Source organism: Methylocystis sp. ATCC 49242 (assembly GCF_000188155.2).
Classification (GTDB): domain Bacteria; phylum Pseudomonadota; class Alphaproteobacteria; order Rhizobiales; family Beijerinckiaceae; genus Methylocystis.
The window spans coordinates 3,785,880-3,812,393 of sequence record NZ_KE124774.1; the positions used below are offsets into that span (position 1 = coordinate 3,785,880).

21 protein-coding genes and 2 pseudogenes are annotated in these 26,514 nt (G+C 59.5%); 7 read left to right on the top strand and 16 right to left on the bottom strand.

Annotated features, from left to right (window positions below):
* The first annotated feature begins 193 nt into the window (after positions 1-193).
* A complete protein-coding gene (gene ppsA / locus MET49242_RS20670) occupies positions 194-2,629 on the top strand; it encodes a phosphoenolpyruvate synthase (protein WP_036285759.1) in 2,436 nt (811 codons plus the stop codon).
* Between the two features lie 90 nt (positions 2,630-2,719).
* Here ppsA and fixJ read toward each other — a convergent pair whose 3' ends face one another.
* Both fixJ and MET49242_RS23620 read right to left on the bottom strand, forming a co-directional pair.
* Positions 2,720-3,352 (bottom strand): response regulator FixJ, encoded by a 633-nt coding sequence (gene fixJ / locus MET49242_RS20675; RefSeq protein WP_036285760.1) that lies wholly within the window; start codon positions 3,350-3,352, stop codon positions 2,720-2,722.
* Positions 3,349-5,679 (bottom strand): PAS domain S-box protein, encoded by a 2,331-nt coding sequence (locus MET49242_RS23620; RefSeq protein ID WP_084679248.1) that lies wholly within the window; start codon positions 5,677-5,679, stop codon positions 3,349-3,351. Before MET49242_RS23620 ends, fixJ begins: the two co-directional genes overlap by 4 nt.
* A 656-nt stretch (positions 5,680-6,335) precedes the next feature.
* On the opposite strand from MET49242_RS23620, the gene MET49242_RS20685 reads away from it, so the two are divergent.
* On the top strand, positions 6,336-8,252 hold the full coding sequence (locus MET49242_RS20685; RefSeq protein ID WP_051134367.1) for an ATP-binding protein: 1,917 nt from the start codon (positions 6,336-6,338) through the stop codon (positions 8,250-8,252).
* Between the two features lie 689 nt (positions 8,253-8,941).
* Here MET49242_RS20685 and MET49242_RS20695 read toward each other — a convergent pair.
* From MET49242_RS20695 to MET49242_RS20710, 4 genes are all read right to left on the bottom strand, one after another.
* On the bottom strand, positions 8,942-10,015 hold the full coding sequence (locus tag MET49242_RS20695) for a hypothetical protein (protein WP_036285762.1): 1,074 nt from the start codon (positions 10,013-10,015) through the stop codon (positions 8,942-8,944).
* A gap of 233 nt (positions 10,016-10,248) precedes the next feature.
* Positions 10,249-12,171 (bottom strand): HAD family hydrolase, encoded by a 1,923-nt coding sequence (locus MET49242_RS20700; RefSeq protein ID WP_051134368.1) that lies wholly within the window; start codon positions 12,169-12,171, stop codon positions 10,249-10,251.
* A 9-nt stretch (positions 12,172-12,180) separates the two neighbouring features.
* Complete coding sequence (locus MET49242_RS20705; RefSeq protein ID WP_036288988.1) at positions 12,181-12,435, bottom strand: acyl carrier protein; 255 nt, start codon at positions 12,433-12,435, stop codon at positions 12,181-12,183.
* Positions 12,436-12,523: 88 nt separating this feature from the next.
* Positions 12,524-13,705: a hypothetical protein gene (locus MET49242_RS20710; RefSeq protein WP_144259731.1), complete on the bottom strand. Its 1,182-nt coding sequence runs from the start codon at positions 13,703-13,705 to the stop codon at positions 12,524-12,526.
* Positions 13,706-14,194: 489 nt separating this feature from the next.
* Here MET49242_RS20710 and MET49242_RS23625 point away from each other — a divergent pair, with 489 nt between their 5' ends.
* The 4 genes from MET49242_RS23625 (at position 14,195) to MET49242_RS20730 (ending at position 16,908) form a co-directional block, all read left to right on the top strand.
* Positions 14,195-15,136: a bifunctional 2-polyprenyl-6-hydroxyphenol methylase/3-demethylubiquinol 3-O-methyltransferase UbiG gene (locus MET49242_RS23625; protein WP_051134369.1), complete on the top strand. Its 942-nt coding sequence runs from the start codon at positions 14,195-14,197 to the stop codon at positions 15,134-15,136.
* Positions 15,137-15,172: 36 nt separating this feature from the next.
* Positions 15,173-15,598: a VOC family protein gene (locus tag MET49242_RS20720; protein ID WP_158497344.1), complete on the top strand. Its 426-nt coding sequence runs from the start codon at positions 15,173-15,175 to the stop codon at positions 15,596-15,598.
* A gap of 97 nt (positions 15,599-15,695) precedes the next feature.
* Positions 15,696-16,088 carry a DUF1622 domain-containing protein gene (locus tag MET49242_RS20725; RefSeq protein ID WP_051134370.1) on the top strand — a complete coding sequence of 131 codons (393 nt, stop codon included), beginning with the start codon at positions 15,696-15,698 and terminating at the stop codon, positions 16,086-16,088.
* Between the two features lie 106 nt (positions 16,089-16,194).
* Positions 16,195-16,908 (top strand): NAD-dependent deacylase, encoded by a 714-nt coding sequence (locus MET49242_RS20730; RefSeq protein ID WP_036288996.1) that lies wholly within the window; start codon positions 16,195-16,197, stop codon positions 16,906-16,908.
* A 648-nt stretch (positions 16,909-17,556) separates the two neighbouring features.
* Here MET49242_RS20730 and MET49242_RS20735 read toward each other — a convergent pair.
* From MET49242_RS20735 to MET49242_RS25320, 10 genes and pseudogenes are all read right to left on the bottom strand, one after another.
* Entirely contained in the window at positions 17,557-17,823 is a 267-nt protein-coding gene (locus MET49242_RS20735) for a hypothetical protein (protein WP_036285765.1), read from the bottom strand.
* 40 nt (positions 17,824-17,863) lie between these two features.
* Positions 17,864-18,740, bottom strand: a pseudogene (locus MET49242_RS24545) (SUMF1/EgtB/PvdO family nonheme iron enzyme).
* 21 nt (positions 18,741-18,761) lie between these two features.
* Positions 18,762-19,850, bottom strand: coding sequence for a copper-containing nitrite reductase (nirK, locus tag MET49242_RS20745; protein ID WP_244452953.1), 1,089 nt, complete (start codon positions 19,848-19,850; stop codon positions 18,762-18,764).
* A gap of 209 nt (positions 19,851-20,059) precedes the next feature.
* Positions 20,060-20,167 (bottom strand): annotated as a pseudogene (locus MET49242_RS26695) (IS630 family transposase); the annotation flags it as partial.
* A gap of 17 nt (positions 20,168-20,184) precedes the next feature.
* Positions 20,185-21,371, bottom strand: a protein-coding gene (locus MET49242_RS20750; RefSeq protein ID WP_371212559.1) for an IS3 family transposase whose coding sequence is annotated in 2 segments (ribosomal slippage) — positions 20,185-21,119 and positions 21,119-21,371 — 1,188 coding nt in all. Because the reading frame shifts where the segments join, the coding sequence is not laid out codon by codon here.
* Positions 21,372-21,397: 26 nt separating this feature from the next.
* Positions 21,398-21,598 (bottom strand): transposase, encoded by a 201-nt coding sequence (locus tag MET49242_RS26700; protein ID WP_371212536.1) that lies wholly within the window; start codon positions 21,596-21,598, stop codon positions 21,398-21,400.
* A 19-nt stretch (positions 21,599-21,617) separates the two neighbouring features.
* A complete protein-coding gene (locus MET49242_RS26705; RefSeq protein WP_371212537.1) occupies positions 21,618-21,812 on the bottom strand; it encodes a hypothetical protein in 195 nt (64 codons plus the stop codon).
* Positions 21,813-21,906: 94 nt separating this feature from the next.
* Positions 21,907-22,281 carry a transposase gene (locus MET49242_RS26710; protein WP_036280265.1) on the bottom strand — a complete coding sequence of 125 codons (375 nt, stop codon included), beginning with the start codon at positions 22,279-22,281 and terminating at the stop codon, positions 21,907-21,909.
* 460 nt (positions 22,282-22,741) lie between these two features.
* Entirely contained in the window at positions 22,742-22,969 is a 228-nt protein-coding gene (locus tag MET49242_RS20775; protein ID WP_036289002.1) for a hypothetical protein, read from the bottom strand.
* A 503-nt stretch (positions 22,970-23,472) separates the two neighbouring features.
* Positions 23,473-25,374 carry a hypothetical protein gene (locus MET49242_RS25320; RefSeq protein WP_144259733.1) on the bottom strand — a complete coding sequence of 634 codons (1,902 nt, stop codon included), beginning with the start codon at positions 25,372-25,374 and terminating at the stop codon, positions 23,473-23,475.
* Positions 25,375-26,064: 690 nt separating this feature from the next.
* Between MET49242_RS25320 and MET49242_RS20785 the strand changes: the two genes are divergently transcribed.
* Positions 26,065-26,415, top strand: coding sequence for a hypothetical protein (locus MET49242_RS20785; RefSeq protein WP_036285769.1), 351 nt, complete (start codon positions 26,065-26,067; stop codon positions 26,413-26,415).
* The last annotated feature ends 99 nt before the right edge of the window (positions 26,416-26,514 follow it).

Genomic DNA, 26,514 nt, shown 5'->3' on the forward strand with positions numbered 1-26,514 from the left:
GGCGGCGCGGCGAAATGCCTCACTTCCGAGAGAGGCGAAATCGACGACTGTCGTTGAACTTCCAGAATTGCGTTGAAGACTCTAACATTCTGCGACCGCCATTCGGCCAGTCGCTCAACATGCGACCACCGCCAACGATCGATGATCCTCAATGACTGAAAAAAGAAACACATCGCCTGTCTCGTCCGCCTCTATGACAAGCGCTCGTTCGGGAGTCGGCCGCTTCGTGCGCTTTTTCTCCCAGATCGGCATTGGCGATGTGCCGCTCGTCGGCGGAAAGAACGCCTCGCTCGGGGAAATGTATCGAGAGCTGACTGCGAAAGGCATCCGTGTTCCCAACGGGTTTGCGATTACCGCCGAGGCCTATCGCCATACACTCGAGCACGCCGACGCATGGCCTGCGTTGAAGGAATCGCTCGAGGGGCTGAACCCGGACGACGTCGACGATCTGGCGCGGCGCGCGGCGCGGGCTCGTCAAATCGTTTATGACGCCGCGCCGCCGCCCGATCTCGAAGCCGATATTCGCGACGCGTTCGCGCAATTGAGAGAGGAATACGGCGCCGAACTGACCGTGGCGGTGCGCTCCTCCGCCACCGCGGAGGACTTGCCGAGCGCGAGCTTCGCCGGGCAGCACGACACCTATCTGAATGTCCGCGGCGAAGCGGCCGTGATCGACGCCGTCCGGCATTGTCTGGCGAGTCTTTTTACCGACCGCGCCATTCGGTATCGCATCGACAATGGTTTCGACCATTTCAAGGTCTATAATTCCGTTGGCGTCATGAAAATGGTGCGCTCGGACCTCGCAGCGTCCGGCGTCATCTTCACGATCGATACGGAGACCGGATTCGAGGACGTCGTTTTCATCACCGGCGCCTATGGCCTTGGCGAAAATGTCGTGCAGGGCGCTGTCGATCCCGACGAGTTCTACGTCTTCAAGCCAACCTATCGCCAAGGCAAGCGCGCCGTGCTGAAGCGCACGCTCGGACCGAAAAAGATCAAGATGATCTTTTCCGACCGGGGACGCATGACAACCCGCAACATGCCGACCGACCGGAAGGAAAGAGAGAAATTCTGCATCTCCGACGACGAAGTCGTGACGCTCGCGGGTCAGGCCATCGCCATCGAGGAACATTACAGCGCCAAGGCGGGCGTTCACCGTCCCATGGATATCGAATGGGCGAAGGACGGCGTAGATGGCGAACTTTACATAGTTCAGGCCCGCCCCGAAACCGTGGCGTCCCGCCGCGACAGGAATGTCGTCGAGGAATACAGGGTCCGCAAGCACGGTCCTCTAAAGGTAGAGGGCCGCGCTGTCGGCACGAAGATCGCGCTGGGCAAGGCGCGCATTATCGAACACGCGAGTGAGCTGTCGAGTTTTATGCCGGGAGAAATTCTGGTCGCGGATACGACGTCGCCTGACTGGGGCACGGTGATGAAGTCGGCCGCGGGCATTGTGACGAACCGCGGCGGCCGCACCTGTCACGCCGCCATCGTCGCGCGTGAACTCGGCATTCCTGCGATTGTCGGAACCGACGCGGCGACGCGCGTCATCCGCACGGGCGATTTGATTGCGGTCAGTTGCGCCGAGGGTGACGTCGGCAGGGTCTATGAGGGCGCGATCGAGTTCGAGGTCGAGAAGACGAACCTGAAGACAGTGCCGAAGCCCGCAACGCATATCATGATGAACGTCGGTAATCCCGATATTGCCTTCAGCTTGGCGGCCTTGCCAAATGACGGCGTCGGGCTTGCGCGCATGGAGTTCATCATCGCTGAGTCGATCAAAGCTCATCCGATGGCGCTGGTCCATCCGGAACGGCTCGACGCGCGTGAGCGCGAGGCGATTGCGAAAATCACCGCACAATACGAGAGCCCGAGCGACTACTTTATTCAGCGTCTGTCTGAGGGGGTCGCGACGATCGCGGCGGCGTTCTATCCCAAGCCTGTCGTCGTGCGCATGTCGGATTTCAAGAGCAACGAATATGCGTCGCTTCTCGGCGGACGCGTTTTCGAAGGTGACGAAGCCAATCCCATGATCGGTTTTCGTGGCGCGTCGCGCTATGCGCATCCCGCCTATCGCGAAGGCTTCGCGCTCGAATGCGCGGCGATGAAACGCGTGCGCGAGGATCTCGGGCTTACGAATGTCAAGTTGATGATCCCGTTCTGCCGTCGCATCGAAGAGGCCGAGAGAGTGATTGCGCTGATGCGCGAACTTGGTCTCGAACGCGGCGAAAACGGGCTTGAAATCTACGTGATGTGCGAGATCCCGAACAATGTCATGCTCATCGATGCGTTCTCGAAACACTTCGACGGGTTCTCGATCGGCTCGAACGACCTCACCCAGCTGACGCTCGGCGTCGACCGCGACTCTGAAATCGTCGCATTTGATTTCGACGAGCGTGACGAAGGGGTCAAGACCATTATTCGCATGGCGGTGGAGGGCGCACGGCGCAATGGGCGACATTGCGGCATTTGCGGACAGGCGCCTTCGGATTATCCGGAGATGGCGGAGTTCCTCGTCCGTCTCGGAATCGATTCGATCAGCCTGAACCCGGACACGATCCTTCGCACGACGCTCCGCATCGTCGATCTGGAGCGTACGCTCGGTCGCGGCGGACGGGACAGGAAATAGATCGCTGCGAGTTCGCCGACCACGGATCGGCGGCGTTCTCGCGCATCAAGACTACGATCGCGCGAAACGGATGGCGTGTCCGTTTCGCGTTCATTCCTGGGCTTCGCCTTCCGGTCCGCTCGACGCGGCAAGCACCATTTTCACGAGCGCAGCGAGATTGCCGGCTTGCATCTTCGCCATGATGTTTGCGCGATGGACCTCGGTGGTGCGGATGCTGATGCCGAGCTCATGTGCGATGACCTTGTTCGATTGGCCTTTGAGGAGACCCGCGAGGATCTCGTTTTCGCGCTTGGTCAGGCTGGCGAGCCGATCCTTGGTCGCCTGCGTTTCACGACTGCGCGATTGTTCCATGCTCCGTCGCGCGAATGCGGCGTCGACGGCCGCGAGCAGCGCGTGGTCTTCGAAAGGTTTTTCCAGCAAATCCACGGCGCCGAGCTTCATCGCCTCGACGGCGAGAGGCACGTGCGCGTGCGCGGTCAGGACGATGACCGGCATGGCGATCCGATCCTCTTTCATCCGCGCGATGAGCTCGATGCCGCTCATTTCCGGCATGCGAACGTCGGTTATCACGCAACCTTCGCGATTCGTGGCGACGGCCTTCAGAAACGCCGGCGCAGAGGGGTACGTGTGGACGCTGAAGCCTTCCGTACTCAACAGAAGCCCGACAGCATCGCGCATTGCCGCATCATCGTCGATCAGGTGAACTATTTTCGTGTCGTTCATGTTTCCTCTTCCGCATTTTGCAGAGGCAGCGTGAAGCTGAAAACGGCCCCGCCTCGGGGATTCGGTTTTGCCCAGATTCGCCCGTAATGCGCTTCGATGATGGATCGCGAAATCGACAGCCCGACGCCCATGCCCTTCTCTTTCGTGGTCGCAAAAGGTTCGAAGAAATCTTCTTCGACATTTCCGGCCAACCCTCCGCCGGTGTCCGTGACGTCGACGCGAATTGTCCTGTCGTCGGGATTGGACGTGGAGACGATCAATTCCCGCTTTTCCGTTTCTTGCATCGCCTCCATCGCATTGCGCATGAGGATGACGAGAACCTGTTGCAGCTGGGCCCTGTCCGCCACCACATCGTCTCTGCTCGCGTTGCGTTCCAGACGTATCTGCGCGTCTGTTTTGGCGCCGTCCGCCAGCATCGAGTCGTAAGTGTTCAGGATCAGCTCGTGCACGCTCACGAGGGTTTTGTCGGGCTCGCCGCGCGCAACCAGTTGCCGCAGGCTGTTGACGATTTTCCCTGCGCGCAATGTCTGGATTGTCGCCTTGTCGATCAATTCGACAATATTCGTTCCGGCTTCTTGCGGCGGTCTTTCCAGCAATCGCCGCGCGACCTTGAGATAGGTGGCGGTCGCCGCGAGCGGCTGATTGATCTCATGTGCGAGCTTCCCGGCCATTCCGGCCATGGCGTCGAGACGGCCCCTGTTCAGTTTTTCTACCCGCTGCTGAACTTTTCGTTGCTCGGACAGATCCTTGACGAAGCCGATAAGGATGCGTCGATGATCGTATCGGGCCTCCGAAAGACTGAATTCCGCAGGAAAGACTTTTCCGTTTCGGCGACGCGCCTCGACTTCCCATCTGTGGCCGATTCCGGCCTCGAGGGCGCGGAGGTCATTGGCCTCCTTGGTTTCGGGTCTGGTCGCGACGTCGCTCAGCAGCGCTGTGATATTGCATGCAGCCAGTTCCCCGGCGTCGTATCCGAACATCGAAAGCGCAGCCCGATTGACGGACTGGATACGACCGTCTGAATCCATCGTGATGACGGCGTCCTGTGCGCCGTCGATCATGGCCTGCAATCGCGCGGCGGTTTCGGCGAGGGCTATTTCGGATCTCTTGCGTTCGGTAACATCGGACACATAGCCGTGCCAGACGAGTTTGCCGTCTTGTTCGCAGACAGGCGCAGCCTGAGCCTCAAGCCATATTGCTCCCTTTTCCGGATGCTCGAAACGAAATTCGACATCCCAGTGGGAGAGGCTGTGCGCCGACTCGACAAGCGCGGCGTTGAGATGGTCGTGATCCGCGACATGAACGCGTCGATAGAAGACGCGCGCGTCTGCGCAAATATCCTCGGCGGCGACGCCGAACACGGCTTTGGCCTTGGGCGAGACGTAGCGATAGGCGATGTGACTGTCGTCGCCAAGATAGAATGAAAACACCACGCCGGGAGTCGTGGCGGCGACGCTCTCCAATTGCTCCGCCAATTGTGCGCGTTCCTGATGCGCCCGTGCGGCGACTTTTTCATCCGTAACATCGCGCGCGACGCCGACGACGCGCACCGGCTTGCCGTTCTCGAACGCCGTCTGGCCGCGCGACGAGACCCAGCGAATGGCGCCGTCCGTCACTCTGCGAATTCGATACTCGGCGTGATAAAGCCCGTTGCCGGATGGCTCGAGCGCCGCACGCAAAGCCTCGCGCGGCCGGGAAACGTCGTTGGGAAGGATGGTTCGAAACACCACATCCGGATTGACGTCGACATCGGGCGCCAAACCGAAGATCGAACGAAATTCGTCGTTGACGATAGCGGCGTTTTTTCCAAGATCGAGAAGCCATGTCCCGATGGCGCCTGCGGAAATCGCGATCTGGAGATGCCGGGTCGCGATATTCAGCCGTTCGGCGATTTCGCGTTTTTCCTGCGATTCGTTGAGGCGAAGCCGCGTGCGATGCAGGATTTCGGTGATGATGGAAAGGACCGTGCAGCTGGCGATGAAGAGCGACAGGCCAAAAGGATAGGCGGCGGTCTCCACCGGCCTGAACCAGAGATGCGAAACAAAGGCCCCTGAAAAAGTTGCGAACAGGCCGGGGTAGAATCCGCCGAGAACGGCGGCGATTTCCACGGCAGGGTAGAGGGTCGCAAATGTAAAATGCCCTTCGAGCCCGCTCGCAAGCGCGACGCGCGCCGACGTCCCGATGGCGACGGCCAAGGCCGCGATCGCCAGACGCCACCATAGCGGCGACGCGTAAACGGACGCGACCCAGCTGGTCGCGGCGTCGACGCGTCGCATGAACGATGGAGTCGTTACGAAGGGTTTCATGTCAGGGAGTGGGGCGACCATTGGGAGTTCCGGCCAAACGCATTCGTCTCTCGCTTCCTATGCTGCTCACAGGGGAAGGCGAGGAGCGCGCCGCCTCGACCGATGGCTCTAGTTTCCGCTTTTACAACGCCTTTGTCGACGTTCGAGTAAGATTTTTCCCGGACGCCGCCGGAAAGGCGGGATAGGCCTCATTAAGGCCAAGGCAAAGGTTTAGCGCTCGATCTTGCTGTCATTTCAAACGCTACGAAGCGGCGCGCCACGCCTTCGGTCTGTCGTGAAAAAACATTGTGATACGACCCGCCTCGTGACGTCTGCGCCGTCTCGGCGCACCCGAACTCCATCCATGAAATACCCGCTCCGACGGGCGCCGATCCTGTCGTCGGAACCCGAACATGGGGTCGCTGCGACGTTAGATCGCTCCTGCGACGCTTTTGCTATTGAACTATAGTTAAGGTTGCATATTATCACGAAACGTCAAGTTCTGGTTGTATCGTGATTTGTGCGGGAAAGCGTCGGCCTGACAAGGGCTTGTGACGACGGAAACTCTTGTTTCCGCGTTGGCGTGCGCATCCCCCGGGCCTCGTGGCAGGGGTCGCGTCGTGTCGAGAAACATCGGGGCTGTCGCCGAAAGGCGGCGCGATGCGGGCCTCTGCATCGCATGCGGGCGGAGTGTTGCGGTGAACCTTGAAAAGGTCGATTGCGCGGAGAGTCTCGACTCTGGATCGTTCCTGCGCGGGGCGATTGACGCGTTGCCGCATCAGATCGCCGTGCTCGACCACGATGGCGTGGTGATCGCCGTGAACGAATCCTGGAAACGCTTCGCGCATGAAAACGGTGCCTCTTCGCGCGCGGCTTTCGTCGGAGCGGATTATCTCCATAACTGCCGCGCCGCCGCGGAGACCGACATTTACGCGCTCAGAACGCTTGTCGGATTCGGCGATATTCTCGCGGGCGAGCGCGACCAGTTCTCGATCGAATATCCATGTCGCGCGCCCGGAAACGAACGATGGTTCCTGATGCATGCGGCGCGCGTGAATCAACCGCCCGCAGCGGTGGTCGTCAGCCACACGGAGATCACCGATCGCAAGCGCATGGAAGAAGCGCTGAGGCGCGGTCAGGAGGATTTCGCGCTCGCGCAACAGGTCGGACAGATCGGCTGGTGGCGCCTGGAGACGAAGAAGAACGAATTGACATGGTCCGATGAAACGCGCCGCATATTCGACGCGGAACAAGTCGCTCCGCTGACCTATGATGACTTCATCGCCATGGTGCATCCTGATGATCGGGCCATCGTCAATGGACGATGGGACGCGGCGTTGAACGGCGAGGCCTATGACGTCGAACATCGCATATTTGCGGGTGGCTGTGTGAAATGGGTGCGAGAAAAGGCCTATCTGGAGTTCGACGCCGCTGGCGCAGTAGCGAGCGCATTCGGCATCGTGCAGGACATAACGGAACGCAAGGCCGCTGAAGCGGCGCTGCGCGACGCTGACCGGCGAAAGGACGAGTTTCTCGCGACGCTGGCGCATGAACTGCGCAATCCGCTCACGCCGATCCGAAACGCCGTCCATCTCCTGCGCCTCAATTCCGAGACTCCCGGCAGGGAGAACCGTAATCCCAGGCTGTTCGAGATGGTCGAACGGCAGGTCAGTCATCTTGTCCGTCTTGTCGACGACCTTCTCGAAGTGTCGCGGATCACGCGTGGCAAGATCGAGTTGAGGAAGGAGCGCCTCGATCTGACGGCGCTCCTTCGTCATGTCGTCGACGCCAGCCAGCCGGCTATTCAGCGTGGTGGTCATGAGCTTCGGATGGACCTGCCGTCTGCGCCCCTGATCCTCGACGCTGACCCCGTGCGGCTTTCGCAAATCTTCACGAATCTTCTCGACAACGCGGCCAAATACACCGAGGCGGGCGGGACCATTACGCTGACTGCGGCGCGACAAGGCGCCGCCGCGACGATCAGCGTGCGCGACAACGGCGTCGGCATTCCTGCGGAATTGTTGCCTCGCGTGTTCGACATATTCACGCAGGTCGATCGGTCGTTAGGCCGGGCGCAAGGCGGGCTCGGCATCGGCCTTGCGCTCGTTCGCAGCCTGGTGGAGATGCACGGAGGTTCGGTCGAGGCCGACAGCGCGGGGCTGGGTCGTGGAAGCACATTTGTCGTTCGTCTGCCGCTGGCGGCGGGCGGCGCCGCGGACAGCGAGACAGAAGACGGCGCGCTTCAGGGAGCGATGGTTTCCCGTCGGGTTCTGGTGATCGATGATGATCGGGACGTGGCCGACAGTCTTGCGATGTTTCTCGAGACGATGGGAGCGACGGTGCGGGCGGCCTACAGCGGCGACGCGGGGCTTGACGCGCTCGGCGAATTTGATCCGGAACTCGTTTTCCTCGATCTCGGCATGCCGCGAATGGACGGCTACGAGACCGCCCGCCGTATCCGCTCGCGGCCGGAGGGACGAAGGCTTCCCCTGGTGGCGCTGACCGGATGGGGGCAGGATCAGGTCTGCGCGCGCGCCCGCGCGGCCGGTTTCGACCGGCACCTCACAAAGCCTGCCGACCTCGACGCGCTGCAGAACCTGCTGGTTTCGCTCTGACGCTCAGACCGCTTTGAGGCCCGCGCGCCCGGCCGAGCCGTAAATTTCCTCGACGGCGGTCCATTGGGTTCCGCAATCGACCGGCGCATTCCGGTCTCGTGACCCGGCGCCCGATCAGCAACCAGGCCGGCTTTGGCTTCTCGCGTGGAAAAGCGAGAACGGCATTGCCGGCCGTCGTCCAGACGCCTCGATGATCGAGAGCCCGGCGCGCAATCCATAGAATTTGTTCATGTAATCACAAAAGCTTTGATGTTGACAAGCGATTGACGAAATCTCAGATTGCGTAAATGAATTACAATAACAAAAATAAGCACTTATACGGATGGGCTCCCTTTGTCGAGGTTCATGGCGTCTTCGTTACAGCCTGCTGCGACGGCCCCTATGTCGCCCGCTCGGCGGCCGAGGGGAATGAAAACTGGAGCTACTGGTATGTAGCCGGGCGGGATGGCCTCACGAATGCCTGGCGTGTCGGAGACGCCAATTGCGATTTGCGGCCGGCCCGCGTGTTTTCGCGGAAGCAGCCGCGAACGCCCTGAATGAAGCTCTGAAGGCGAAGCCGTCGAAACGGATTCTGGCAGAGCCGCCAATGGCGCGCCGGTGATCGATGCCGACTTCATCCCCCGGCGCGGCGGGGGTGAGCTTTTGTCGCTTTCGGATGGTGAGCGGCGCAGGCTTTTCATGAAGGCGTTCTAGCGCCCCGGCGTCAGCGCCTCCTTCATACGTCGATGCGTGCTCTCGAAGGCGGGCGCATAGGTCGGGTTTACGTTAGGCGCCTGAATCTCGATATAATTTCCGCCCTTCGCAATTCCGTTGTCCAATATCGCCCTGAAATCATCGATGGTTTCGCATGTGCGGGCGACGAAGGGCTTGTAGATGCAGCCGCTGCCCTCCCGAACACCCATGAAGCCATTCATTTGCCATCCGATTTGCGCGCCCTTGTGGCCGGCGTCGAGCACTTCCTGAGGCGCCTTGGCCTGCCAGAGCGCGTTCCATTTCACCATCAGGCGATCCCGGAACATCGGAACCGCGGCGTTCAGTATCATGACTGTCAGGTCGTCCGGCGCGTCATGCGACGGCGTATAGATCTGTCCATTGTCGTCGATGGAAGGAAAGGCGCCGCGGTGGATGATGTCCACCGCCAGGGTCTTGTCAGGAAACGCCTGCGCCGTCTCGGTCGCAATTTTCATCCACGCCGAGAGGATCCTGTTTGGCGTAAAGCCGGCGTCAGCCCAGATCGCCGTCGCATCGGATTGTTTGCAGGGACCATCGTCGGGCTTGTTCGCCGCGACTCGCAATTCCTCCGTGGTGACATTGATGCCGCTGAGCTTGACGATCCTGACCGCATCATAGACAGCCCCGCGCGGCCGGCCGGCGACCTGCATGTCGCGCAAGTGCCCGGAAAGCGCAGTAATCATCGCGCCATATTCGCGCAGATAGGCGGGATGCCAGGGCGACGGCTGCGCGAGGACCGAGCAAAAGACGCCCCGCGGATTTCTGTTGTAATTGAAATTGTTCCTCGGCACGCCAATCTGCGGATCATAGAGCCACTCCGGCGCAAAATGGCCGGCGATGATTCCCAACGACAATTTCTTGTTCAGCAGGATGGCCTTCTCGACCCATTTGTCGAGATACGACCAGTCATAGACATGGGGGTTCGGCTCCACCAGATTCCACTCGATCGAGATGGCGGCGCCATCGATATAATCGGCCGCCAGAGCGGCGTCGTACATCTCGTCGAAATTCTTGAGCGAGGGATGGTTCATATACACATAAAGGCCCGCCTCGCCTCGCTTCTCTGCGCTGGCTGAAGAGAGGGAACAACACTCCGATAATAAAAGCGCCGGCAAGGCGATGAGCCAGATCGATCGTCGCCGCCTCGTCGCGCGGGACGCGCGATAGCCGATCCTGTGAGCGGTGTGACGCGGTTTCATCGGGGGCGCTCAACTTTCTCCGGCGCTTACGTATGGGGCGCGCGGCCGGCGCTCGATGCCGACGCTCACGCGGCCACAATATGCGAGATTGATCTCAAGTCCTCGTCAATGTCCATCGGGAGCTCCGGCGCGACATAATCGTCGAGCTTCAAGACCCAGGTCGAGCCCGGCTCGTCCCTGATGATTTCGCTGAAACCGAGCTTGCCGTAATGGTCGCGGACCATCTGGTTTTTCGCGCTCGGAATATAGCGCCCCACTAGCGTTTTTGCGCCGGCCGCCCGAGCCGCGGCGACCAGATGCCGCAAGACCGCCTCTTCGACGCGCCGCCCCAAAACCCTGCAACTCATGAGCCAGGTGTCTATCGTCCATTTTCCGTCGCCGATATCGGCGATCACGACGCTGATCATCCCGTTGTCGCCGAAGCGGTCCGCAAGGCGCACCTGCATCGTATGCTTGCACGGATCGGCCGCCATTCGGCCGACCTCCAGTTCCGTATAGCGACGGGTGGTGAGGTTGAACTGGTTCGACTTGTTGATCAGTTGGGCGATTCTGGCGCAGCCTTCGGCGTTGAAGCGCTGAATGGCGCATTTCATTCCGAGCGACCGCAGATAGGCCTCCATATCGCTGGCGACCGCCTGCAAGGACGCGCGCGCCGCGTTGGCCTGGTAATCGTCGGCTCGCTTTCGGTCCTCATCGCCGAAGGCGACGGCCTCGAAGTAGCCAGCGGCCATGAGGGCGCGCGGATAGAGCGCGGGACACGACGGCAACTCCGGCACGGCGACCATCGGCAGCTCGGCGCGCACCTGCGCGCGTTCCGCCGGGTTGTCGTCGAGGAACACGAGCGCGTCGAGACCTATGTTCAACGTCTCGGCGATGACCTTCAGATTGGCGGCCTTGTCGAGCCAGTTCGCCTGGAACACGGCGATATGGTCCTCCTTCAGGACCATTTCCGAATGCTCCCGGAAGGGCAGGCGCGCGGCGGCGTCTTCGTTCTTCGAGCTGACGGCGAGGATAACGCCGCGATTTCGCAGTTCGAGCGCCATTTTCTGGATGGAGAGGAACGCTTCGCCCGCTGCGGAGCCTTGTCCGAGCCTGATTCCGGCGACGCCGTCGTCGCCGATCACGCCGCCCCACAGCGTGTTGTCGAGGTCGAGGACGAGGCATTTGCGCGATTTGCCATAAACGGCTCCCAGCGTCCGCGCGACGAGCTCGGCGTATGGCGGGATGACGTCGGCGGAGAAGGGAAGCTTGGTCGCGTGCCACTGCTGCGGGTCGTCCCAGCGCTCCAGTCCGATCGAGCCGGCAAGCCGCGCCACGTCGACGATGACGAAACCATTTTCGGCGGCGAGTTGAGCCAGCCCGCTGTTGAACGCGTCGACCTGCGTCAGCGGGGCGCCGGAATAGCGCCGGTCGAAACTGCCGAACAAAGGCTCCATCGGCGGCACGATCGTCTGCAACAGGATTGCGCCCTTCACGAACTGTTGAAGGCCGGCGCAGATGGAACGGACGACGCCGAGCGCCATCTCGGCAATCTTTTGAGATTCCTCGGGTGAGAACGCCGCCCTGTCCAGCCCCAGGCTGCGACGATCGCAGGCGACGAGAACCGCGTCCAGCCCGATCTGGCGAAGAGGACTGTCCGGATTCACCGCGTCGTCGACGGCCCTGCCGTAGTCGCCTTGGATCACGCGTATCCGCAGGTCACGGCGCGTCGCCGAAGCGGTGATCGCCGGTCCGAGCAGGGAAAGAGTGCCGTCGCCGATCAGGCCCAATTTGAGCTGTCTGGCGACATTGCCGCCCTCGGGCAGATCGTCGACGACGCGCGCGAGCTGGGCGAGCTGGACTTCGTCCAGCGCGCAATTCCCCAGCGCCTTCGCGCGCAGCCACAGACTCTCCCGATCGACGCCTTCCGCGGCGTCGCGCCTAATCCCGCGAACGCGATCGCGAAAATCCGCAGGCGGCGACGGCAGCCAGCCGAGTCGTGTCCACATGTCCTGCTCCTAACCCGCCGCTTGCGCGCGCCGCGCTACGGCGGCCACGAGATCGCCGACGTTCTTGAGCCCCTCTATCTCCTCGTCGGAAAAGCGGAACTGAAATTTGCGCTCGAGGGCGGTGAGGATCCGGACGTGTTGCAGACTGTCCCAGCCCTCGACTTCGTCCGCTGTCGTTGCTTCCGTAATCTCGCCAGCGTTCTCGAGATCGAGAACATCGACGATCACAGTCCTGATTTCTTCGAGCATGTCTGGATTTGACATCTTGTTCCTCATGCAAGTTTTCGAATATCTGTCGCCGTATTTCCCCGTTTGTGACGCCGGCAAGCGAAAAAGGCGGCCCTGTCTGCCGTCAAATACGCTGGTGGGGGTCGAAGCTGTCGGAAAACAAACGCGCCCATTGCGATCTCAAGGGGAGATTGCGCGGCGGGCCCGTCAGCAAGCGAGTGATCTGGTCCTCATAAAAGGCAAACCAGCGTTCCCGAAACGCTCGATACTTTTCCCCGTCGCGCCGGACGGGGCCGGACACAAAATGGGGAAAGAATCTGTCGCCACGGCGTTCGACCGCAATCCAGATCGTTTCGCAACGGGTTTCGTAGGCGATGAATGGAGCGCCTTCCGCCATTGGCACGTCAAGTCCGAGGACATTAATCTTGGCGTTTAGCTTTCCGGCGAGACCATCAGGCGCCATGAAGATCGAATAACCATCCTCGATCGCCCTCACGCCCTGATATAAAGCCGTACGGGGATCCTTTACGTTGAAGTGGTTTTCCGCCGATATGACCGAGAAAACGCGGCCTTTCGCTCCAGTGCCCCAAACAAAGGCGAGGCTCAGCAAATTCACGAAACCGCCATGGAAGAACACGACCAGGGTTCCTCTGGAAGGACTGAATTGTCGAAAACCGCGACGCAATGTTTGAACATCCATCAATGCAAATAGCGCTCGGATGTCGGCCTCGGGGAACATGTCGCCCCACCGGTCCGCCATAATGTGATCGAGAGCAAAAGCCTCCTCCAGATCGCGCATCCATCGGTCGCGTGGTATTTCATCGAGGCGATTGACCGCGAGCAGGCGGTTCGCCAAATTGGGCGGCATTTCCACGCGACCTGCGAGGATCTTCGAGGTATCAAGAAGGTTACGAAAGTTGAGGTCCTCATGGCCGAGATACTTCAGTCGCATGAGCAACTGCAAATTTTCCTGCCCGACGTAATTGAACCTCTTCATAAGATCGAAATTTGAAAAGCGCGGCGGCGGCAGGCGGCCTTGCGCCTCCCGCGCCGATATATGACCGACAATCCTGTCTAGCTGGCCTGCATGGACCCCGAATTCCAGCAGCCTTGCAATAATTTTCAGATGACCGAAAGTTATGTCCTCGCGAAGGAGGAGCATTCGCAGGAAGGCGTCGGAGGAGGCGCGCCTTCCGTCTCTTTTGATCAGCGCGCTGAGCCTGTCCAGCCCGAATTCCATCCAGACCGGAATTTCAACGAGGCGGGCAAACAGGTCTCCAGCCGCTTCGAGATTCTCGTCCGACAAATGGCGGATCAATATCAAATGAAGTTCGGCGAAGCTTGACGTGAGCGCCGCAGAATCCGGGAGCGCGGGCATAAATCATCGCCTCAAAAATATTGATCGCTGAAGTTTTACTATCAGTCCTTTTGAATCTGTGTGCAAGTCCTCACCGGGTCATTTCTGGGCGTCATCACGATGGAGAGCGCGTCCGTATCCCCGGATCCAATCCAGCTAAATATTTGAGGACGTATGGGGTTCCATGCTCCATTTCGGACAGGACTCCGATTGCCCCGCGGATTTTATGGCGTTCGATCCAGCAAGATTCCGACGTCATTATCGATCTTCTGTTCGCGCATAGGTAAGCCTAATTATAATATACAACTAATAATTGTATTGTGGCGTGAGGAACGCGGGAGGAAGCGCCTTGAGTGATCCGGGCGCCAGCACAATCTGCTTCTTGCCATAAGCTTACCAGACAATCATGATGACCGGATATTTGCAAAGGAGAGCTCAATGACGATTGTCGATGGTCTGGTCGCGTCCCAACTGGATCCAAACTCGGCGCTCGGTCGCGTCATCTCCACCGTCGTCGCGTCATGGCCGGAGCACGAGAAGCTGCTCAATACGAGTTTGCGGGTTCGCAGTCCTCGCGTCCTGCAGCAAAGCGAACATGTTGCTGAAATGATCGAGAAGCTCGCCGATGGCGGCCTGGAGGCTTACGTCAGGGGCTATCGCTGGATGTGCGACATGGTGCGCGCCGAGGAGCTCGAGTTTCTGCGCAGCGGGCATTATCGACTCAGTTCTTTCGAAGAGGCGTTCGCGACCGTTTATTCCAATGACGAGGTGATGGCGAAATATATGGATGGCCTGCTCCTGTCGCAGGTGTTGTGGAGCAACCATGCGCTGATGCTGAATTTCTATATCGACACATTCCTTGCGAATACGCGCCGCGACGGCCGGCATCTCGAAATCGGGCCCGGCCACGGATTGCTGCTAGCGCTCGCGGCCCGGGAAGGCCGTTTCCGTGAATTGACTGGCTGGGACGTCAGCGAGACAAGCCTTCAGCACACGGCAAAATGCCTGAAACGTCTCGGCGTGACGACGCCGACAAGGCTGCAAGAGCAAAACGTCTTTGCTCTCGGCGGCGTGTCTGAGCAATTCGACAGTGTGGTCATCAGCGAGGTTTGCGAACATCTCGAGCGGCCGGTGGAGGCGCTCGTGGCGTTGAAGAAGGTCATGGCGCCCGGGGGCCGAATTTTCGTCAATGTGCCGATCAATGCGCCGGCGATCGATCACATTTATCTGCTGCGGACGCCCGAAGAAGTGGTCGATCTCGTTCGGCAGGCGGGATTTGGAATCGAAACCACCTGCATCGCGCCGGCCGCGGGCTATTCTGAAGCGGTTGCGCGCAAGCGAAACGCCACGATTTCTGTCGGCGTGATTGGCGTCGCCTGAGGCAAATGAATCATGACGGACACAGGCGTCGCAGCGATGAACCAGTTCGGGCTCACCTTTCATCATTTCGGCCTGGCGGTTAAGCGGCCGGAACATGCGCGCGCCCTTTTGACAGGGCTTGGCTATCGCATCGGCGAGCCGATCTTCGATCCCGAGCAGAATGTCAATTTGTGCATGGGCGAGCACGACACGATGCCCCAGGTCGAAATCATTTACTCCGGCGGGCTCCCGGGCCCGATCGACAAGATGGTCGCCCGGCACGGCAGCGGGATCGTCTATCACTTGTGCTACGTCACCAACGATCTGCAACACACTCTGGCGCGGATCGCGGAGGCGAATCTGGATTGCATTTGCGTCGCGCCGGAAAAGCCCGCCATCCTGTTCGATGGGAAGCCGGTTTCATTTTATTTGATTTCCGGTGTAGGACTTATTGAAATTATCAATGAGAATCCTGCCGGGTAAGGCCTTGTCGACCAACGACGGCGTCCCGACCCGCGGGGCGCCGTGACGTCTCGAAGGCCCGGCTGGACTGGCGAATGGCAACGCTTGGCGAGAGAAAATGATTTATACGCCATTCATCCGTGATCTGATCAATACGGCCGGCCTCGTCATGGGCATGGCCGGCGTGGCGGTCATTCTTCTTGGCGCTCTCGTCTCCACAATCGTCTTTGTTACGGGCCTGAAGGAGCCCGCAACGTCGTTCCGGCTCTACCGGAAGAATGTCGGCCGTTCGATCTTGCTTGGTCTGGAGTTGCTGGTTGGCGGGGATATCATCCGAACCGTCTCCGTGGAGCATCCGGGGCTCGTTGACGTCCTTGTCCTTGCCCTGATCGTTATAATCCGAACGGCGATGAGTTGGGCGATGGAGGTCGAACTCGAAGGACGTTGGCCATGGCTCGCTGCAAGCCTCGACGACAAGACGCAATCCAGACACGACCCCGGGCAATCGTGAAAATGCGGGACGCGCCGCGATCCGCGCCTGATGAAACGACGGGCGTCGGTCGATCGGTGCTCGCTCGCTCCTGCATCGGGCATCGCTGTCAGGCCGGGCCATGCACATGAAAATTTTCGTCATAACCGGCGCCGGCGTCTCGGCCGAGAGCGGTCTCGGCACATTTCGCGACAAGGATGGAACGGGCCTCTGGGCGCGTTTCGATCCGATGAAACTCGCGACTCCTGAAGCGTTTCGACGTGATCCCGGCGAGGTTCACGCTTTCTACAACGCCCGCCGGCGCAACCTGCTCGCTTCCGAACCCAACGCCGCGCATATCGCGCTCGCGCGGCTCGAGACCGGGCTGGCGGAGCGGGGTGGAAATTTGACGCTCGTCACGCAGAATATCGACGATTTGCATGAAAGGGCAGGCGCCGCGCGCGTGCTGCACACGCATGGGGAATTATTGAAGGCGCGCTGCGTGATCTGCGGCGAAACGTCTCTTTGGAAAGATGACCTCGGCGTCGATGATCCGTGCCCGCGTTGCGGGAAGAAAGGCGGACTTCGGCCGCATGTCGTCTGGTTTGGCGAAGTTCCGCTTCATCTCGATGAAATTTACGGCGCTTTGAACGACGCCGATCTCTTCGTCGCCATCGGCACGTCAGGTTCCGTCTATCCGGCCGCCGGCTTTGTGTCGCAGGCGCGACGACGTGGGATTCGGACCTGCGAGATCAATCTGGAGCCGTCGGATAACGCTGACCAGTTCGACGAACGGCGGTATGGGCCGGCCAGTGAAGCCGTTCCCGCATGGGTGGACGAGATTTTCGTCGCAGACCGTTGAATGGCGAAGCCGGTCGCCGCCGCTGAAAAGCTTGCCGGGCCTGGCCGGCTGATCCATCGAAATTCCCTGAAGCCCTTACGGCCATCGGCTCCACATCGCTGCAGAGGGGGCGGCGCGCGGACCGTAGCCCGATGTCGGCCCAATCGAGCTGGCGGCCTCAGGAATGTTCCTTCGCTCATGCCGTAGACATCGCTCCGCCTTGCGCGGGCGGCAGGGAGGCGTCGGCTTCACGCACGGGGGCGTCCTCTGGGCGAATCCTGCCCGCCGTGTCGGGACAGGCGCGGATAGCTATAAGTCTCTTCAATCACTTTTTCGGCGAGGAACGGATCGGGCGCGTTTTTCTTCACTGATGAGAGCTTTCGCATATGAGGGCTATCAATAGGCAGGTGAGGAGTTTAGCGACCAGCGGTGTCATCTCCTGCGAGTGGCCGTAGGAATGGGCGCCGAAAAACGCCACCAGTGACGCCGATAAGAAGCAAGGCAAGGCCAATCGCTTTGTGCATGGAAACCTCCTCGCGTTCCGGCATTCGAGCTGTTGAAGGCATTGGAAAAGCAGAAGTTGATTACTTCCAATGTTTTTGGACGCTGCGTCGGGCGAAGCTCGCATTCCTCTAGAATTCGCCTTTGGGAGCAATGGGCATTAGCAATTTAATTGCCGCAGTGTCCTTCTCGTCCCGTTTGCTCCGCAATCGCGTTCAGCAGGAGGTCGTATCCAAGGCGGGGCTTTTGGTTCATTCGCTGGTTGATTGCCACGCCGTGCGCCCACTGACGGCACCGAGGATCCGCCACGAGACGCTCTGCTATCCACCACTCGCCAAGGTGCGTCATCATCAATGCGGTGCTCATCAAAGCTTCGAGCAAGAGCATTTGATCGATTTCCGGTAGTTTCTCAAATGCATCCCAATCTTTTAGCATGGCTCACTCCTGTCATGATTTCATCAATGTGAATTAGGAGCTAAAATTCAGACGATCCGACAGCATGACAGATTTCACTTCGGCCGAGCTGGCAGCTAACGCCGGCCAGAAGCCTTTTTATTTTCAGGATGAACGAGGGTGCAGTTTCGTCCCGAACCAGACGAAATCCCAAGTTGCTGGGCGGCTTGCCTGCGGCGCACCCGCCGTTGCCTGCGTCCCGGATAAAGTCCGTAATGTAGGCTCGGTGTTCTCCTTCGACCACACGCACGCCGCAGCTGGCAAACTCGATCCGTGTGGAGCGACCATTCACATCAAGCGACTGCCGGATGAAGCAGGTGTTCGTCCACTCCCAAACATTTCCGGACAAGTCCAGCAAGCCGTATTCATTTGCGCCGAAGCTCCCGATAGGTCGGGGACGTTTATCCGATTGTTGGCGCTCGACTTCTTTCTCGTAGCGCGCAAGCCAACGGACGGACGGATCAGACGTTGCGCCGGTAGACAAGGCGTCGTCGTGGAAGCGCGAACCGGCAGCGAAAACCCATTCCTCGTCAGTTGGAAGCCGCCGCGTCAAACCAGCTGACATTCGTAATCGGAAGATTCGGGCGTGACTCTTCATTGGAAGTTTTCTTGCATCTGCCTGCGGCGATGCAGCGGCCATATTCCTCGGCGGTGACCTGCCGCCTCATGATGTGAAGTGAAGAAATACGAGTTATCGTCACAGCCGTTGCATCGACAGATCGGCCTGCCGCGTGGAAATTGCCAGCCATTCGATAAGTGAACATTCGCGGCGTGATTTCGATCGTTTCGGGAGATTTCCATTTGGCGGAAGCCGACATAAATGTCGTTGCGGAGGCGAGGCTGAATGAAACAAGCGCCACCCCCACACCGAGTCCCAATTTTGTCCTGAGCGGCAGCATCCCCTGAGCCTCTTACCTAAGTTAGTGGCCCGGGTTCGGAGCAACATGATTTGGTAACTTGGGTTGCTCCTTCGAAGCTTCGGCTGCGGCGATCGAATGCGGCTCACTCACCCGCTTCATCAGAGCATCGTTCCATTTGCCCTCGACCTTGAAATGCGCAGTCGCTCCTAGTTCGACGGCCTCTATGAGGTTATGCGACAAATAGGCATAGATGCCGGGCTGACGGAATGTGTAGAGAGCCGCGCCTGCGCTGCCGCCGCGGATGAACCACGTCTCAAGATCTCTTTGCGGGGGGTTATGGAATTTTCCTGTCTCCCACACATAGTCGCCGTGACCGCCGATAAGGTGGGGTCGGCTGTCGCGGTTGGCTTGTGAGTGGATGATCAGGACAGTCTCGCCGACATTCGCCTGTAGAGCATTCTTACCCGTAAGCGCGCCGACTTTCCCTTCGAATACAACATGGCTCGGAACGAGTTGGTGCATGACTTCGAGTGTTTTGGGGAAAAAATCGCTCGCATCGTCGATGCGCAAGAATTTGCCTTTGTCGTCCCGGGGAACGTAGAAATCATTCTCGCCGATGTAAAAGACGCGGTCATAGTGCAAGCTCTTTCCGGTCTCATCCTTGAGCCCGTCGCGCGGCAGAACCATGACCGCGCCGCTCATGCCAGATACGACATGCAGTGGGATCATCGATCCACCCGGCGCGCAGTGGTAGACAAAGACCCCGGCGCGCGTTGCTCTCCAGCGAAGCGCGACCTGTTCTCCGGGATTGACGAGGGTCAATGCAGCGCCTCCAAGCGCTCCGGTCGCCGCATGAAAGTCGACACTGTGCGCCATCTTATTTGATTGAGGATTGATGAGGGTCGCTTCGACATAATCACCTTCATGGACAACTATAAGTGGCCCCGGGACTGAGCCATTGAAGGTAGAGCCTGGAACGGTGGTTCCGGAATCGTCGATAACGAGCGGCTTCTCGATCACCGTCAGCGAAAGCTCAACTACCTTTGGCTTCGATTTCGTCGCCTGCTCATGGGCATGAACAAAGGGCGGAGCGACGAGCGTCACTTTTTCACGCGCCAGATTTAAGTCATTTTCAGCGTGCATCGGCATTGAGTTGAATGTCAGAACGCCTATTCCCAGAAAAATCTTTGCAATAGGTCTCATAGTGTCACTCCAAAAAATGATGCGCGGTCGCCAGGCGCGCGTACTAAAATGATTGATGATAACTCCCCGATCTCAACATTGGTTCCATCAGCCAGAGGCTGAGCGGCCTCATGGAAGCGCCGCGCGACGACCTTGCGCTGTGCGGCTAGAGCGTTTCATATTTTGACGGAAGCGTATCCTGCGTTTGTGAAGTAGTTGCTGCATTCTTGTGGTTGGATGTCTTTTGCGAGGCGTCCGATCTGTCGCCAGGTTTCATCGATGGTGACCTGCCCCTGAACTTTCATCCAGCGGCGGGTTGAGTCCTTCCGGTTGATACGCCCGAGGGCGCGAATGGAGCAACAGGCGATCGGCGGAGTTGGTCCGGGTTGCGCAGCCGATCGCCTGTTGCGGTGAGATTGGCCGCGAAGGCGGCGGGCGTCGCATAGCCGAGGGCCGAATGCGGGCGGCGGTGATTGTAGTCCTGGGCCCAGGCGCTGATCTTCTCCCGGGCATGGTCGAGCCCGAAGAACAGCGTCTCGTTCAGCAGTTCGTCGCGCATGCGCCGGTTGAAGCTCTCGCAGAAGCCGTTCTGCATCGGCTTGCCCGGCGCGATATAGCGCCACTCGATCCTGTTCTCGCTCGACCACGACAGCACGGCGTTCGAGGTGAACTCCGTGCCGTTGTCCGAAACGATCATGCCGGGCCTGCCGCGCCGTGCGATCAGCGCCGACAGTTCCCGCGCCACGCGTTGGCCCGAGATGGATGTGTCGGGGATCGCCGCGAGGCATTCACGCGTCACGTCGTCGACGATGTTCAGGATGCGGAACCGGCGTCCGCAGGCGAACTGGTCATGCACGAAGTCCAAAGACCAACGCGCATTCGGCCGCGCCTCGACAGGAATGGGCGCCCGCGCGCCGACAGCCCTTCGGCGGGCGCGCCGCTTTCTCACCGTCAGCCCTTCCTCGCGATAGAGCCGGTAGATGCGGTTCTTGCCCGACGTCTCGCCCTCCTGCCGCAGCAGCACGAACAGCCGCCGATAGCCGAAGCGCCGGCGCTCGTTGGCGAGTTCCCGCAGCCGCTCCCGTAACGGCTTGTCGGTCGGCCGCTTCGAGATGTAGCGGACGGTCGCGCGATCGACGGCGACAATCTGGCAGGCCCGACGCTCCGACAGAGCCATGGCGGCTCGCAGATGCACAACGGCTGCGCGCTTGGCGGCGGGCCCTACCATTTTTTTGACAAAAGCTCCTTCAGCGCCGCGGCTTCCAGCATCTGATCGGCCAGAAGCTTCTTCAGCCGCGCATTCTCTTCTTCGAGCGCTTTCAACCGCTTGGCCTCGGAGACGTCCATGCCGCCATATTTGGCCTTCCAGTTGTAAAGCGTCGTCTCCGACACAGCATATTTGCGAGCCAGATCCGCCGCCTTCGCGCCCGCCTCGTGCTCCCGCAAAATCCCGATGATCTGCTCTTCCGTGAACCGCTTCTTCTTCATCTCGTCCGTCCCGATATGGCCGGACTCTAATCGCATCTGGTCGAGTTTCTCAGGGGCAGGTCAATGGTTCGCTGCTGCGCCTGTCGCATCCAGTGTTTGAGCTTGGAAAAGGTCTGTTCGATTGGATTGAGGTCGGGCGAATAGGGTGGCAGAAACCACAGTCTGGCTCCGGCGGAGCGGATCGCGCGTCGCACCGCCTCGCCCTTGTGACTGCCGAGATTGTCCATAATGACAATATCGCCCTGCTTAAGCGCGGGGACGAGTTGTTGTTCGACATAGGCGCGGAAACACGCGCCGTTGATTGGCCCGTCGAAGACGCAGGGCGCGTCGAGACGATCGCACGCGCAGCGCGCCGAGAAAGGTCAACGTGCGCCAATGGCCGTGCGGCGCGAGGCCGCGCAAGCGCTTGCCCTTGGGGTCCCAGCCGCGCAGCGGCGTCATGTTCGTCTTGATCCAGGTCTCGTCGATGAAGACCAGCCGCCTGGGATCGAGGCGCGCTTGCAGCGATTGCCAGCGCTTGCGCCGTCGCGCAATGTCAGCGCGGCCTTGTTCGAGCGCCAGCAGCGTTTTTTTTGAACCGCAGCCCCTCGCGGCGCAGGAACATCCAAATGGCGTTGTGCGAAACCTTGACCCCGCGCGCCAGCAGCTCGTCCTTGAGGCCATGCAACGTCAAATGCGGCGTCTGCGCCAGACGCTCGACAATGAAAGCGCGATGCGGCTCCAGCACGCGCTTGCGATAGCCGCCCATTTTCGCCGGCGCGACCGAGCCCGTCTCGCGCTGGCGCTGCGACCACTTCACGACCGATGACACGGCCACGCCAAAGCGCAAAGCCACGGCGCGGCAACTCTCGCCAGCCAAAACCGACGCAACCACACGCTCTCGAAGATCATTGGAGAGAGGTCGAACCATTGGATGCTGGCCTCCGCCCAGCCAGCATCTTGAATCACACTCCTGCTAAAACAGGAATCCCTCCCGATTCAGAAATACAGGGAAATGCTCTAATTTGGCGTTCTGATAAAGAAATGGCGTCAAGCGATGTTCTGTAGCGAACCCAACGGTCGCAAGGACAAAAGACCATCTTTTTCGGACAAAAGGGCCGAAGCTAAAACTGCGTAAATGCCTTATTTGAAGTCGTGTGACGTCGTGGTTTCAAACACAAGAACGAACGCAGGGGATACGGTCAGATTCGCATGACCATAAGAGGTGCTGATCATCGATTCCGGCAACATACGCCGGCGTCAATTTTAGCGCGATGGGGTTCAGGTGTGGTCTGTCGATGTTTGATTGGCCGTCGGCGGTCGCACTGCTCTTCGGCTGCCCACCATGCGACCGGGCCTTTCGTCGTGCGCCAGCGAATGCAGCGCGCTTACTAATCGCGCGCTGAAAGGATCATATCCAACTGCGCCAGCGCCCGGAGGAGAAAATCCCCAAATGGCAAACGCCCAAGAAATTCCTCGGTGCGTTGCGGCTGCTGACCCCACGCGATCAAGGCGGTCGCCAGCAGCAAAAACAGCACAGCCAGCCAACGGAACGCGAGGCCGGCAATAACTGCTACAGCTAAGGTGATCCCCCGTTTGGAGCGATTGCTCAAGTTCATGCTGGCCTCCTCGGTGCCGTCTTGGTCGCGGTCTTCCGTATAACACAGCCGTCGACAAATGGCCCAGTGACGACGGTGACGACGCTGTCGGCGCTCCCGCGCGGGCGAGGGCGAGCCGGTCCGCCTCATGGAGATCTCCGCTCCATTTCTCGTTTGCGCCGTTGAAGCTCCTCGAGCGGAATTTCACTCCCCAATGGCGCTTCCTGTTGCTTGATTTCGGGCGGAGGCGACCTTCCAGCCCCATCCGTCGATTGTTCGACGCCCTTGTTTTCGCCGCCCCATCCTGCCGGTGGCGTAGAGCCCGCCTGTGCAGGCGCGATAGCAATGAAGGCGCCTAAGCTCGCTGAAATGGGCGTCATTGAAAATATCGCAAGCGTTCCGGCATGCATCAGCGTTTTCCTTCACATTGAAAGCGGCGGGACGGCCGCCAAAAATGGCGTAGCCCCGTCGCTAACAAATCTCAGTTCTAATTGACTCGCTTCAGAGCAAGAGAATTAAGGGCGCTACCATGTTACGCGTCCGAACCGCGTTCCCCACACATTATTGCTGCAGGTCGTGCTCGTGCCGGAGGCGTATTCGCTATAGATCCATGTCCGCCTTTCGTCGGTGGGATCGAGTCCGATGCCGTTGTAGTCACCCCACCGATTGCGGCCCGAGGTATCGAGTCTCACGTAACACCCTTGCCCTGACGCCAAGTTTGCGCTTCCCTGCAACGTATTTGGCGGATCGGCTGAGCGCCTGCCGGTATACCTTGCGCCGGCATATTCAGTCGATCCAGACCGGTTAAAGACGATCGTGGCGTTGCCCGTGGCAGTGGCTGTGATGGCCGGATAATAATAATACGAGCCCGAATTGCCAAAGCTTCGCTGTTGCGAAATCACGTTCGTCCCAGGATTGATGTTGTACCAACGGATGCAGGAGCGAGTCGTCGGGTCGCCCGCAAATGTGCATCCGACGGTGTGAGTCGTCCACAATCCGCTCGCGCGCCAAACCGCATCCAGCAGACGAGCATCGCCAGTGTTTATGCGGGTCGACGACCCTCTTTGCACAGCATTCGGCCCAAGAGTATAGGACAGCGGGAATAGTGTAGATTGGCGCACCAACGACGGAGGCCAGGAAGGAGTGCCAAAGCGCCAGAGCGTCAACCTGGCGCCGCCGCCGGAGTAAGAGTTGATCCCATAGCTCGTGGTAGAGGCAAAATAGCTGAGTGCAGGCTGGACAGTGAAGGCCGTGCTGTTATCAGCATTGCGCAGGTTCCAGAAGTCCCACCACGACACGGCCGGGCAAGATGTGCTGTAGATCTGGGATTTCCGAATAAACCGGACTTTCGTGTATTGGAAAGATTGATTGGGGTTTGGAAAATTGAATTGGTTCGAGGTAACCACAATGGCGTTGCTCGTTGTTCCCACTTTGGCGTAATCGGCCCAGTTGTTTGTATTCGTCGATCCGTTCACGCTCGCGTTCAATGACCAGTTACACCAGTTGCCGCTCGCGGTGCTATTGTCTGAGACAGAGATCAAGTATCGGCTGAACTTGTCGCTGTTACGTTTCGCCAGCGCCAGCAAGACGAAGCGACTGCTGACTCGGTCATATATAACCCATGGATCGAAAACGCTGATCCCCGTCTGGTTGGCGGGGAGGACGTTGGCGAACCAGGAACCGAGCGTCCGCGAGAACACCTGTCCCCCAAATTTATTGTAAATCCGCCATGTCGAATTCACCGCGAGAATAAGGTCCGACGGGCCCACCGCGAGGTGCGGATCCGGCGGGATCCAGCCGGTGTAAGGAGTGCCCGCGAAACTCGACAACAGCACGGGCGCTTTCGGATTCAAGGCAAAGGGATTGGGCGTCCCATTCGAATCTTGCTGCGAGACTGCTTCTCCGTCTGCTTTGAAAGCTCGGGAGCTGGTGGAAACTTCGTTCTTCAGTCTTTCGATTACGGCGGGTGGGAACTCGTACGCCATCGGCGCGTCGCCGCCGGCTGGCTCGGCCCATGGCGCAAGTGATTGTCCTTTCGCGTTCGTCGAAGTGACATGCCCTCTCGTACCCGACTCGGCGCTTGGCGCGCGTTTCGCCGCGCCCGCCATGAAAGCCTCTCCTTCGCCGGGAGGCGAAACTACGGTTCCTTGCCGTTCTCGAGCTGCTGCGGCCTCCGGAGTTTCCGCCGCTCTCGCGGTAACCGTCGATCCTGCCCAAAGTGGAATGCTCGTCAGGGATGCAACGCCAAGCGCCGTCGCCCTAAGCCATAGATATTTTCCGGTCGCGCTACGCGACCGCTCTGAAAAGGTCATTGTTGGCCCCTCCACGATCAAATTGCCCCGGCCATGGCTGGCAAAATCAAAGATTTCCTCTAAAATCTCACCCGCCCCGCCGGAGACTTCTACGGGATGTAAACGCGCAAACATTTTAAGTGTTCCAGATGCATTGCCCGTAAACGAAGGCCGCCTGCAACCGCACAGATGCAGGCAGCCGTCGCTCCTTCAAGGCAGCTCGTGAACGGGTGATAGCTGTAGCCGTCAGAACAAGACACAGTCACAACAATTTCGCTGCAAAGGCCGCAAAAAACCTCGCGCCGACGAAGACATCTTGCCTGCCGTGTTTTGAATCAATGTTGAACCCAAAACGGAGAGTTCCATAGTCCGATCAGATTAAATGAGGCGCGCGAGGGTGAAAAGTTCCGCGGCAATCTTCCAAGGCATCGGGCAAGTCTCCAGCGTTCGCGAGAATGATAACGCCTTGAGCGATAAAACAGCCGGGGCGCCGGGTTCATCTCCAGGAACGGAGGCGGAGCGGGTGCGCGGCTTCAGAAAGCGAAGGCTGAATGCGCGAGTGTCGTAGAAAACTGATTTCGAGATTGGCTCTGCTGTGCCTTTTGAGCATCATGGCGGCGTCATGCCAGTCGACGCCTGACGCGGAGCAGCAGTCCAGAGCCGCCAGGCGAGCCTATAATGAGCGACTGGATGCTCTGTGTGGCCGATTGCCGGAAGTTCAGAGGAATGTTTGCGCCAGCAAGGTGCCAGAAGACTAATCGCCGTCGTCTTCATCGGGTAGAACGGCGGGGGGCCGGAGTCGCGACTCAAAACGGAAATATCAGAATGAGCAAACCCTTTCTGACCATACTGTTCAGCAGCGCGCTCATTGCGCAGGCTCTGGCGGGAGGCGTGGAGAGACCCGAGGGTTGGTGGGTCGTTTTGGGATCGTTTGCAAATCCCGATCTCTCGGCGGCGCATGACAAGGAAATCAGAAGCCTGCGCAGTCGAGCGGCCCGCTGCGGGGTCGATCCATTCAACGACTTTTCCAACAAATTCCGCGGCTTTGCTCCCCGCTTCGACGTCGTTGCCGTTGGGGCCTACAAGACCCGGAAGAGCGCCCAGTCCGTTCTTCATCGCGTGCGCGCCTGTGTTCCCGAAGCCTATATCAAATTCGGCAGACATCTTGGAGAATAGCTGCGCGTCCCATCCTGCCTGCGCGGCTGATTCACGGGCTTGCGCTATGGTCGCGGCAAGTTCTCGCTTGGCGCCCTGACCGAGCCCTGTCGCGCTTGT